The organism is Paenibacillus silvestris, from assembly GCF_009882985.1.
Classification (GTDB): domain Bacteria; phylum Bacillota; class Bacilli; order Paenibacillales; family NBRC-103111; genus Paenibacillus_E; species Paenibacillus_E silvestris.
Genome location: NZ_WTUZ01000014.1, coordinates 1 through 11,999 on the forward strand (window position 1 = coordinate 1; position 11,999 = coordinate 11,999).

General features: G+C 48.7%; 8 protein-coding genes and 1 riboswitch. Of the genes, 1 reads left to right on the forward strand and 7 read right to left on the reverse strand.

Annotated elements, in window-relative coordinates; translation table 11 throughout:
• Positions 1-385: 385 nt before the first annotated feature.
• From GQF01_RS09835 to bcp, 7 genes are all read right to left on the reverse strand, one after another.
• Positions 386-1,789, reverse strand: coding sequence for an NCS2 family permease (locus GQF01_RS09835; RefSeq protein ID WP_161406618.1), 1,404 nt, complete (start codon positions 1,787-1,789; stop codon positions 386-388).
• Positions 1,790-1,931: 142 nt separating this feature from the next.
• A riboswitch (purine riboswitch) is annotated at positions 1,932-2,032 on the reverse strand.
• A gap of 89 nt (positions 2,033-2,121) precedes the next feature.
• On the reverse strand, positions 2,122-3,660 hold the full coding sequence (gene guaA, locus GQF01_RS09840; RefSeq protein WP_161406619.1) for a glutamine-hydrolyzing GMP synthase: 1,539 nt from the start codon (positions 3,658-3,660) through the stop codon (positions 2,122-2,124).
• A 111-nt stretch (positions 3,661-3,771) separates the two neighbouring features.
• The gene (locus tag GQF01_RS09845; protein WP_161406620.1) at positions 3,772-6,138 is read right to left on the reverse strand and encodes a transglutaminase family protein; all 2,367 of its coding nucleotides are present in this window, start codon (positions 6,136-6,138) and stop codon (positions 3,772-3,774) included.
• Positions 6,125-7,339 carry a DUF58 domain-containing protein gene (locus tag GQF01_RS09850; RefSeq protein ID WP_161406621.1) on the reverse strand — a complete coding sequence of 405 codons (1,215 nt, stop codon included), beginning with the start codon at positions 7,337-7,339 and terminating at the stop codon, positions 6,125-6,127. The genes GQF01_RS09845 and GQF01_RS09850 overlap by 14 nt, the downstream gene beginning before the upstream one ends.
• Positions 7,340-7,350: 11 nt before the next feature.
• Complete coding sequence (locus tag GQF01_RS09855; protein ID WP_161406622.1) at positions 7,351-8,328, reverse strand: AAA family ATPase; 978 nt, start codon at positions 8,326-8,328, stop codon at positions 7,351-7,353.
• A gap of 66 nt (positions 8,329-8,394) precedes the next feature.
• Complete coding sequence (locus GQF01_RS09860) at positions 8,395-9,849, reverse strand: polysaccharide deacetylase (protein WP_161406623.1); 1,455 nt, start codon at positions 9,847-9,849, stop codon at positions 8,395-8,397.
• Between the two features lie 374 nt (positions 9,850-10,223).
• Entirely contained in the window at positions 10,224-10,706 is a 483-nt protein-coding gene (gene bcp / locus GQF01_RS09865) for a thioredoxin-dependent thiol peroxidase (RefSeq protein WP_161406624.1), read from the reverse strand.
• Between the two features lie 175 nt (positions 10,707-10,881).
• Here bcp and GQF01_RS09870 point away from each other — a divergent pair.
• Positions 10,882-11,999, forward strand: a 1,118-nt coding sequence (locus GQF01_RS09870) for an S-layer homology domain-containing protein (RefSeq protein ID WP_161406625.1), incomplete at its 3' end; no start/stop codon positions are given.

Here is an 11,999-nt window from a genome sequence, read left to right on the forward strand (position 1 = left end):
AGGCACGCCGCCAGCGTTCGTCCTGAGCCAGGATCAAACTCTCCATAGTAGAAAAGCTTAATTGTACTCATTGACTTGCTAGCGAGATTATTCATCTCATTTATAGTCGATTACTCGACTGTGCTTAGTCACTCGTTGTTCAGTTTTCAAAGATCAATTTCTTCCTTATTCATCCATCGCCTTCAAAAGCGACCTGATCAATATACCACATCGGCCTATTCGATTGCAAGAACTTTTTTTCAGTTACCTTCGTTCTTTCGTCCGACCGCCGAAGCGACAAGAAGTAATATAACAAATACGCAAGGGCATTGCAAGTCTTTTTCTAATTGTAAAAAATGGAAATAAAAAAAACCCCGGCGCATGATGCACCAGAGCTTAAAGCTTTTTAACCTTGACTTCCTATAAAGATGTAACGCGCTAGAACAAGAATCGCTAGAACCCACATGAGCCAGTGAATGGAATAACGCTTCTCACTTTTGCCACCCAAGTTCGCTGCTGCTGCCAATACCACATAGGTAACAATACCGAAAGAAATACCATTCGCAATGTTGTAAGTGAAAGGCATCAATACAATCGTAAGGAACGCTGGAATCGCGATAACGAAGTCTTGGAAATCAATCTCGCGAATCGATTGCACCATCAGAACACCAACAACGATCAAGGCAGCCGCAGTAGCGGAACCAGGAATCAACATCGCAATTGGAGCGAGGAACAGAGCAAGCAAGAAACATACACCCGTAGTTACGGCCGTCAAACCAGTACGTCCACCCTCTGCGACACCCGCTGCGCTTTCTACAAAAACAGTTACGGTACTTGTCCCAACTAAAGCACCACCGCTAACACCGATTGCATCAACGAACATCGCTTTACCTACACGTTTGTTGCCTTCTTCTTTGTTCTTCATGATACCAGCACGACTCGCTGTTCCAACCATGGTGCCGAATGTATCAAATAACTCAACGAACGTAAATGTAGCAATAACGGAAACGATCCCCGTTGTCATAATCCCTGCAAAATCAAAGTCACCAAAACGAAGCTTGCTTAAATCCGGAACCCATGTTGTATCTGCACTTGTCAACGTACCGAGATTAACCATCCCCATGAAATAGCCGATAATTGTAGTAGCCAGGATACCGAACAATATAGCACCGCGAATGCGCAGTACCATAAAAATGGAAATCAACAGAACACCAACAATCGTCAGAATAACGCTTTTATCTTCTAATGAACCCATATGAAACACCGTTTCAAATGAAAGAACGTCTGTAAATTGATGAGCTTTGATATCCTTGCCGCTTTCTACAGCAACAGTAAGAATACCGCTGTTTTTGAAACCAATCATCGCGATAAATAAGCCGATCCCCACCGTAATCGCATGCTTCAAGCCATCTGGAACAGCGACAAGGAGAATCTGACGAATTCTGGTCACGGTTAAAATAATAAAGATGATCCCCGAGATAAATACGGCAGTTAGCCCCATTGAGAATGTAAACTTACCTTGTGAAGTCAAGATAATCGTTGCAAAATAAGCGTTCAAGCCCATTCCCGGCGCAAGCGCAACAGGAAAGTTAACGAATAACCCCATAGCAATCGTCATGACACCCGCAGCAATCGCTGTTGCCAAGAAAATCGAAGTCCAGTCCCCGCCTGTAGCTCCCGTTTTGAAAGCACTCAGCACGTCTGGGTTGACTGCAAGGATGTAAGCCATGGTCATGAACGTTGTAATCCCCGCTATGATTTCTGTTCTTACGGTCGTGCCGTTTTGTTTCAATTTAAAAAAGCGATCCATTTTTCCTACTCCTCCTAAAACGAATGGTGGGGAACAGCAAAAAACCCGGAATCATGTTGCCTGATTCCGGGTACGAAAAAGGAGCTTCCCTATGAGAGCTGCCCCTTCTATGCATAGCACAAAAAGTCGTCTAAACTCACACAGATTCCGTCCTTTTTTTCGTAGCCAGATCATTTGCGGTGATCTCGTAGAAACTCTCGGGCCAATCCCCAAGATTATACGAAAAACTGTTATCCATTTCACATTTTAGTGCGGAACTAACCCTTTGTCAATAAAAAAGACGAACGTTCCAGGGTTAAATTTTCCCAGAACGTTCGTCTTTTCTGTTTTATCTATTCCCACTCAATCGTAGCAGGCGGTTTGGACGTAATGTCGTAGACAATACGGTTTACATTTTCGACTTCGTTCACGATACGAACGGAGATTTTCTCAAGAACATCCCACGGAATACGCGCCCAGTCGGCTGTCATACCGTCGATGGAAGTCACTGCGCGAATGCCGACAGTATAGGAGTATGTTCTAGCGTCTCCCATAACTCCAACGCTTTTCATACCCGGAAGCGCCGTGAAGTATTGCCAGATCTCGCGATCTAGGCCTGCTTTCGCGATTTCGTCGCGCAGGATGGCGTCGGATTCACGAACGATTTTCAACTTATCCTCCGTAACCTCGCCGAGTACACGAATAGCCAGACCAGGACCTGGGAATGGTTGTCTCCACACGATCGCTGCAGGAAGACCGCACTCTTCGCCCACTTTACGCACTTCGTCTTTGAACAAAGTTTTGAGTGGCTCGATCAGCTTGAACTTCATATCTTTCGGCAATCCGCCTACGTTATGATGCGACTTAATCGTTTGCGCTGTAGCTGTACCGCTTTCTACGATATCCGTGTAAAGTGTACCTTGCGCCAGGAACGTAAAGTCATCGAATTGGGCGGACTCCTCCTCGAACACGCGGATAAATTCCGTTCCGATAATTTTACGTTTTTGCTCTGGATCGTCTACGCCGGCCAATTTGCCGAGGAAACGTTCACGCGCATCGATTTTGACCACATGCATATCGAATTTGCCAACAAATGTCTCCATAACGCTTTCTGCCTCGCCTTGACGCAGCAAGCCATGGTCAATGAACATACAAGTCAATTGTGGACCAATCGCTTTATGCAAAAGGATCGCAACAACGGAGGAATCTACCCCGCCGCTAAGCGCGCAAAGGACTTTCTTGTCGCCGACTTCTTGACGAAGCTCTTTGATCATATCCTCAACGAAAGAGGACATTGTCCAGTCACCTTCACAACCGCAAACGCCGTAGATGAAGTTATGGATCATTTCGTTCCCTTGAAGGGAGTGGCGAACTTCCGGATGGAACTGTACCGCATGAATATTACGCTCACGATTGCTCATGGCAGCAATTTCAAGGGAATCCGTGCTAGCTTCAATCACGAAACCTTCCGGAAGAACGGAAACGTGGTCGCCATGGCTCATCCATACCGTTTGCTTAGCTTCCAAACCTTTCACGAGCGGGCTTTCATTGGTAAAAGAAAGATCTGCCTTACCATATTCACGCGTATGCGCGCGTTCAACTTTACCGTTCAATTGATGAGCAATAAGCTGCATGCCGTAGCAAATCCCCAAAATTGGAATCCCCAAATCAAAAATTTGCGGATCAACAGCTGGAGCTCCCTCACCATACACGCTTGATGGACCGCCTGAGAACACAATACCCTTCGGCTGAAGCTCGCGAATTTTCTCAACCGTAGTATTGAACGGCAGCAATTCGCTGTACACGCCCAAATCACGAATTCGTCTAGCAATCAGCTGGTTGTACTGGCCTCCAAAATCTAAAACGACGATCATTTCACTCGGTTTACTCATTATCCGACCTCCTAAGTTCATAGCGGTTGAGCTGTCAGGGGGACCCTTGTCCACTTACCGCTATTTATAGGTACTAATTTTAAACATTAGGTACCTAGGATGTAAAGGGGTTTAATGTGTCTTTTGAATGGCTTTCCATATTGCCACAATTTCCCGCTTCGTATAATGCGAAGAATTGGCGGCATCATACCGGATGCTTTCATAGATTATCGCGAAATTAAGCAGCGCTTGTTTCTGTCCTTGATGCTTGAAGCTCAGAGCTGTTACATAGTCTCTCACCGTTTGATCCTTAGGTTTGCCGCCGTACTTGCGGAATAACTGGAGCCACAAACGATCCATATATGGAATCATGGGATGCGGATTGTTTAAGCCATTTTTATAAAAAGGGACGAGCGCTGCGTTAACCAAGAAACCTTTTCGCTTCAGCAAAAGCACAACAGCCGCCAGAACGAGGAGGCTCCCTAGCAACATGATGAGATGGTTACGATTTGTTTGGGCATAATCAATAACTGTATGTTTTGTAGCTTGCAGCCATTCGCTTGAATTCGCTGTAAATTTCCCTGGCAACGGAATGTTCATCAGAGAAGCTGTCATGGCAGATTGCTCCATAGCAGCCGTGGTCAAGGTCTCTCTTGGATGGTCGGAAGAAATACCCGAGAATCCCGGCGTAGGTTCAAACGGCACCCACCCCATAGAAGGGAAATAAACTTCCACCCAGGAGTGCGCATCCGAATTACGGACCAGCACTTCTTGAAGTAGATCCGCCCCACTGTCAGCTGATTGCAGCGTTCCAGGCGCGAACCCTTTCACCCAGCGAGCAGGCACGCCGACAGAACGCAGCATCACAACCATCGACGTTGAAAAATGATCACAATAACCGGTCTTATCCACGAACAGAAAGTGGCTGACAAAATCCTCGCTGCGGCTCGGAGCCGTCGGCTTCTCAAGGCTGTACGTATAGGTGTTGCTCAAATACTGCTCAATCGCAACGGCTTTGGCATATGGCGTGAGTCGATTAGCTGTGATTTGTTCGGCCATACTGCGAACTGACCTAGGCAATGTGGCTGGCAGCTGCAGATAATCACCTGTAATCTCAGGCGGATAGGCTCCCATATCCGAATTCAGCAAAGTGGGATCTTCCTTAACAGGTTGCACGGTAATTTTATAATACGATAAAGGATCTGCGATCTCAGGCAAAGTTACTTTACCGCTGAGCGAAGCCTTGAGCAGGATGTCCGGTGATAACGGCTTCCCCTTTTCCGTCAGAAGAGAGTCCACACCTAGTAGATTGCCTCCCAAGAACAACTGTTTATTCGGTGATTTATCACTCCACAAAACTTCCTGTGTAACTGGCCTTCCAGAACCTGTTGGAACAGGTGTGGCATACGACTCAAGCGTTTGATTCGATTGGGTCCAGCCTTTGCCGTCGTAGACATTTTTGGATTCCCCGCGCCAGTAGGTCAATTCAGAGGTTTTGGCTGTGAAAACCGGAGTCGTGTCTACTTGGAGTGGACCTCCTAAGGAGGTATCATTTTGACCGTAGCCGGATTTGGCCACAGTTCCACCAGCATGCGTCTCCTCATTGTAAAGTTCAAACAACCGATCGGACATATAAGCCCAGCTTACAGGCTTCATCAGAGGTTCCGGCTCAGCTTGCTTAGTCGAATACCATGCGCCTGCGGCTAGCACCCCCACGATGGCTGCACTAACGGCCACCCACCGAAAAGTGCTCCCCGGACGAACTGAAGCCACGCCGTAGGTTTGCTCAATCCTAGAAAGGTTCAGCAGTGCCAAAAGCAAAAGCCCATATCCTATTGTGCGCATGATGCCTTGCACGGTATCCGCGCCAAATACCAATTGAAGAACAACCAGATAAATCAAAGTGGCAGCGACAAACCACAGACTGTGCTGCCTCTGCAGCATGAGCGCCTGGATCACGGAAATGAGAAGCGACCATCCCAGCAAAAATAGCAAAGTCCGGAGTTCACCGCTGATAAGGTCAAAATGAGCTTGCATCAGATGGCCAACATCTTGAGCGAGTGTCCCAACTAAGTCAATAACCCACGCACCGGTTACGAAGGTTTCACGGTCAAACATGAATCCGACGAAAAGCAGAATTAATACACCTTTGGCTGTCCAGCCCCATGCGTAAGGAACCTTAAAGCAATCTATGGCGATGCATAACGCAAAAACGACCAATATAGGGCCGGATTCAATCGACGTATCTGCCATCCAGGCTAGTGGATGAAGCCATTCCGAAATCAGTAAGAACAGCAAGAGAGAGATCAAGATGTCTCTGAAAAAGGTTTGGTGAAGCGGCGATGAAGTCGCTGTACCCGTCACTGCGCTGGCGTGGAAGATGGGCCTCGGTGGAATGGCTCCCGAACGGTGAACAGCCTCAGCCTCTTCTGTCCTACGTGACGAGTTCGAAGATTGAAAGAGCATGCGCGAATCGCGCCGTGGTTCAAGCGGTTGCATCCGCGACACCTCCTTGTTTCGGCCACTGGATCCGCGGGTGCGGTACTTCCGTGAAGCTGCAGCCTGCGGCCTGCAGCTGCGAAGCCCCCTCTCGCTCAGCGACCGAGAGGGAAGGCTTGGCGTGCACGTAGACCACGTGCACGGAACGGCGCCTGGTGCGCGCATCCGCAATCGCGCGCACCAGCGCAACATCCAGCGTCGATGTGATACACACCATCGACGCATCTGGCGGCAAGGCCGCCGCCTCTTTCCTGACGAGGTCAGGAAAGGCCATGGCGGGCTTGCCGCCCAGGCTCGCGAGTACTTCGTACGCGAGCGTCAGGTCTGGGCGAATCGTCGGCGCGATTCGCTTTCCGTTCGAGCTGCTGGCGAAGCCGCAGCTCTCGCGCCCGCCAGCGGCGGCTTCGAAGAAGCCTGCCGCGAGGGCGACGCCCTTCTCCAGCAGCGGCTGAGCCGCTTCTGCTGGGCTCGCCGCAGGCGTCGCATCGAGCAGCAGCATCCGCTTCGCGGAGGCGGCCTGCTCGGGGTCTTTGGTCATCAGCCGGTTCAACCGGGCTGTGGATTTCCAGTGGATGCGGTGATAGGGGTCACCGCTGGCATAGTCACGGACACCGCTGATCAGCGGTGTCTCCGCTTTGGGACCGCGGGCGGTCGGCACGTCGCCGTCGTCCGCGTGGAAGGTCATGCCGGAGCGGCTGAGCGTATCCGCCTTCGGATAGACGACACACCGGTGGATCTCGTCCCGGCGCGTTCTGCGAACAGCAAAACCGAACATATCCCCGGTGACCGCCTCACATCCCGCGAAGCGATATACGCCGCGCATCAGACCTGTTATTTTATAATGGAAAAGTATCGTAGACTGAAACCATGGGAAAAGCAGCTTGCTATAAATCAGCAGAGCCCCGCTTCCTTCATGGACCCACGTTTCTTTGACAACCAGCCAAGGCATGGGCATCCGCGCACGGTGCCCGATCCCTAGTGTGATTGTGATATCTTCACCCGATACGAATACCTCTCCCGATAACTGCCGGTTGATCGACAGCCCTTGGAACGCAAAGACATAAAAGAAGCCAGCCTGCATCCAAACCAGGGTCAAGCAGATTCCTAAATACCAGGCAGCAAATCCGCCTTGCCAATAAACCAGCAGAACCGATAGGACACACCCCACAAAGAGCAGCGACGTTTTACCCCAGCTTTTCATGAATGTGCCCCCTACTTCGACGAAACATAACGAAGTACTGGAGTTTGTAAGGTAGCTAATAGTTCGGTTAGTATCCGTTCTGCCGACTTGCCCGTCATGCGGGCCTCAGAAGTGAGAATAAGCCGGTGCGCCCACACAGGCAGCACCAAATCCTTAATGTCGTCCGGCACAACGAAAGTTCTGCCTTTCATATAAGATGACGTCTGGGCTGCACGCATCAACGCGTAAGAAGCCCTCGGACTTGCACCGAGGTACAAATCTGTATGTTCCCTTGTAGCTAAGGCAAGGCGAACGATGAAATCTTTTAAGGTATTATCGACATGAATCATAGCTGCTTCTCTTTGTAATTGCACAAACTCATCCTGCACAATAACAGGCTTTACCTGATCGATTGGATGGCGGTCCTGAAGTCGGTCGAGCATCAGAATCTCTTGATCCGGCGTCGGATAACCTAAGGATAGCTTCATCAGGAAGCGATCCATTTGCGCTTCAGGCAGCGCGTAAGTCCCCTCGTAATCTACGGGATTTTGAGTGGCTAGCAAGACAAAAGGCTTCGGCAGTTCATAGCCCACTCCATCCACCGTAACCCGCTTCTCCTCCATCGCTTCCAGAAAAGCAGACTGTGTTTTCGGAGAGGTCCGGTTGCATTCATCTGCCAATACGATCGGCGTCATTAGGGGCCCAGGACGAAACTCAAAATCACCTGTCTTCGCATTATAAACAGACACGCCTGTCACATCCGACGGCAGCAAATCCGGCGTGCATTGTATTCTCTTAAACTCGCAACCAATCGTTCTTGCCAAAGCGCGCACAAGCATCGTTTTTCCCACACCAGGCACGTCTTCCAATAAAAGATGACCGCCGCTTAACATCGCGATAAACGCCTGCTCGATCGTCTCTCTTTTGCCAACAATGACTTTCTCCACGTTCAGGATCATCCGTTCCACGAGAGGCTGCGGCTGATCGAATATTCGTGTCTTCGACTGCATAGTCAAGAAGCCTCCTTACATAAAGGGTATGCTTCTAGTTTTTCCAGTCTTCTACTATTTTAGACATTAGCCCGCTAGGGCAAATAGAGAGTTTTTTAGAATACTATTATTTTCCTTCAGCATATAAAATTGCCGGAATGCCATAGACACTTCCCGTCTGCCCTCTTCCATCACCGTATCCGTAATTCTACCACCTAGCGAATCTACCGTTTTGCGGAGGGGCACAACCATCGTCCCTTCCTGTAACTCCATGTCTGCGAGCGAGTAGGTTGCTACACTATTTCCCAAAGCATACGCACGTATCGTTCTCGTTGGTAAATCATATTCGATATCATAGATGCCATAATGAGCATTAGCTGTCTTCGTTTTATCTTGCCACTGTACATTTCCACCTAACTTTTCAATTAGGAAACGTAACGAAAGCTCTATTCGATTCGATCGCAGCTGATACTGCTCAGGCTCTAAGGTAACACTGCTCCACCTAGAAAAATGGACCTTCAAAGGGACAATCGGCTGCATAGCCAGTAGTGGCGACTCTTCCTCTGCTGCTGCCACCTTTTGCTTCGCTAGCTCCTCGTCCGTGTTCTTAGGCTCCTCTTTGATCTGCTGCAGCCCCGGATGCTGATGTACGGCCACGTATTGCTGGGTTTCCTCCCATAGCTGTTGAAAATGAGCCGCACTCATGTTTCTTGACCACTTGGATTTCCCCACCTGGAATTGCTTCGGCTTCACGTCAATTGTCAGGGGTGCGAAAGCATATCCCAGGTTTTTATAGTATTCGATCACTTTAGGGAGAATCTCTACCGTCGATTCATGCCCTGTGCCGTCGTGAAATAGAACCGTTAATTCATGCTCAAGCGGCGATCCCTTTACCGTTTGCCAAATCTCACTCGCTGGTACATTAACCCTCTTCGAATCTCCGCTGTCTACATTCCAATCCACAACGGTATAGCCTGCCTTATCCATTAAATAGTAGTAATAGGCATCGAAATTGGTATACGTTCCTCCAGGAGCGCGCACCAATTGCGGGCGGGTGTCGGCGATATCGGCGAACACTTCTTCACTGCGCTGAATTTGATCCCAAAACGTTTGAAAATCGCTATAAAGCTCTTTATATACATGATTATAGGAATGATTGCCTAAGGTATGTCCGTCTTTCAAAATTCTTTTCACCAAATCCGGATGCTCTTCGGCCTGTTCGCCCAGCGAGAAAAACGTAGCTTTCACGCCCTCTTTCTCTAAAATATCTAGTACCTTACCCGTTAGCTTGCTAGGACCATCATCAAAGGTTAAATAAACCGTAGGCTGCTCAGGTGTTACATACTTTTTCTCATCCTGCTGCACGCGCTTGCCTGTTTTGAGCTTTTGATAGACCTCCTGCTCATCTTTTGCGGAGTTTCCATCCTCCTCCGTGGCCTTTACAGGGACCGCAGAGAGAAACAGCGAAACTAATAGTAGGATGACCATTGTGAGTTGAATACTTTTCCGTTTACTGGCTGCATGTTGAACTTGAAAACGCATGCGATGATCCCTCCGCTTGTTCTATCATTTTGCTAACTGATAGAGTATATGGGAGATAATCGGGGAGTATGTCTCTTATCTAGCAGTAATTTTTCGAAGATGATTAATGGTATCTAGTTGGTAAGAAAAGGGAACTGGAGTCCTCTATTTCGGTAAAATCAGTCATTTTTATGGCTGGGCGGAACTACAGGGTCCTATTTGTTGAAAAATCTAGTATTTCGCTTAAAATTGGCAGAATAGAAGATCATAGTTCCCTTCCAACTAGCAAACGCCTGTTCCCAGATGAAATAGCGGACTGTAGTTCACATTCGCCCTTCCCTCGCCTCCACCGAGCCCATTAAACAAAAAAGCCGCCGATCATCTCGGCAGCCCTTCTATCTCAGTTCCACAACCGTATCCAGCACCAACTGGACATGGTTCTTAATCCTCACCTTACTCCATTCCTTCACAATGTAACCTTCCTCGTCTATGAGGAAAGTCGAACGGATAATGCCCATATACTCACGGCCATACAGCTTTTTGAGGGCCCATACCCCGTACTTCTCGGCCACCTGATGGTCGCTGTCGGAGAGCAGCAGGAAAGGCAGCTCATACTTCGCGATAAATTTATGATGGGCGATCAGTTCATCGGGACTAATCCCGATGACTTCGACCCCGAGCTCGGCGAACTTGCCGTTATAGTCGCGGAAATCGCAGGATTCCTGCGTACAGGTCGGTGTGTTATCTTGCGGGTAAAAGTAGATAACTACCTTCTTCCCTCTGTAATCATGTAGGGAAACGCTGCTGCCATTTGATGCAGGCAGTGTAAAATCTGGGGCAAGACGCTTGACCGTCTCTTGCTCTTTTTTCTTGGCCATTCTATGAACGCTCCTCTATCCATTCCTTCTTATCTCCCCCCATTATGCGATATTTGCAGCCTCACATCAAACCGCCATGACCAAAACTAGCGCATGCCATGAAAAACATGGTAGGTTTAATAGGATGATATAAAACTTAAAGGAGTGAAGAATCGTCATGCATCCTATCCAACGTATGTCATTACTCTCTACATTGGGACTGACACTAGCCCTTCCTACTTTATCAGTCTCTGCCGCAGCAGCGGATGATAGCGCACTTCTTACACGCGGACAATTCATTAAACAAATTACCGACGAGCTGAAACTGTCACCTTTGAATAAGCAAACCGCACTGCCTGCCGACGTCAGTGCAGAATCTCCCTATGCAGACACCGTACGCATCATGCGCGAACGCCAAATCCTGCAGGGATACTCGGACGGCACCTTCCGTCTGAACCAAGCGGTCAGTCCTGCCGAAGCCTCCCTCATTCTAGGGAGATTCCTAGGTATAGCCGACAGTAAGGCGAGCTCTGTTCTGCAAAACGATTTCAGCGTTGATTTCAGCGGCCACGACGCCGGCATTACCCTTGACACGGCAGGAACAGCCATCAAAAAGGCGTTAGCGACCGACCCATCGGTCTCCTCCTGGCTTGTTGCTGATCCAACTTCACCCATTGATCTGAAAACGTTCCGTGGTCACATGGAGATGGGTATGCATATTCTGTTTCATCCAAATGCAGGATCTCCGTTAGACAACTTGCAGACAACTGTCAAATCAGACATCAGCTATAATAAAGATCAGGGCCTCCATCAGACTATTACGACCACGGCACCAGGATCTGATATGGTATTGAAAACGATCAAAATGGACCAATACATGGTCAGCCAAGGTACTTTCATGTCGATGCCGAATGCAGCGAGTGACGGTATTGAATGGTACGATATGTCCAAGCAGGTGCCCTTCACTTTCGAACAGCTGATGGAGCTGCAGAAGAAAAACATGGACATGAGTAAAACCCTCGTAACGCCATATTTCTTCTATAAGGATCTTGGCACCACCGAGAAGGATGGTCAAAAACAGCGCAAGGTTTCTATTCGAGGCAAACTGACCAACACTGCCGATATTGTCAAAACATTGAGCGGGCTTGGCGGCAGCCAGGATGCGTTCAAAGAGGTGCTTAATTCCCCTGCGATTGCAGGAATGAGTGTTTCCTTATCTGCTGTGCTTACGGTAGATGAGCAGACCAAGCTGCCTATCCGTATGGATGGAGATTATATCGTCGAGTATGGCGAGGACGCGAATATTCCGCTTGA

Bases quoted from the DNA above. Each gene is read 5' to 3' on its own strand.
- guaA (WP_161406619.1), bottom strand. From the start codon at position 3,660: ATGAGTAAACCGAGTGAAATGATCGTCGTTTTAGATTTTGGAGGCCAG.
- GQF01_RS09835 (WP_161406618.1), bottom strand. From the start codon at position 1,789: ATGGATCGCTTTTTTAAATTGAAACAAAACGGCACGACCGTAAGAACA.
- GQF01_RS09855 (WP_161406622.1), bottom strand. From the start codon at position 8,328: ATGCAGTCGAAGACACGAATATTCGATCAGCCGCAGCCTCTCGTGGAA.
- GQF01_RS09845 (WP_161406620.1), bottom strand. From the start codon at position 6,138: ATGCAACCGCTTGAACCACGGCGCGATTCGCGCATGCTCTTTCAATCT.
- bcp (WP_161406624.1), bottom strand. From the start codon at position 10,706: ATGGCCAAGAAAAAAGAGCAAGAGACGGTCAAGCGTCTTGCCCCAGAT.
- GQF01_RS09860 (WP_161406623.1), bottom strand. From the start codon at position 9,849: ATGCGTTTTCAAGTTCAACATGCAGCCAGTAAACGGAAAAGTATTCAA.
- GQF01_RS09850 (WP_161406621.1), bottom strand. From the start codon at position 7,339: ATGAAAAGCTGGGGTAAAACGTCGCTGCTCTTTGTGGGGTGTGTCCTA.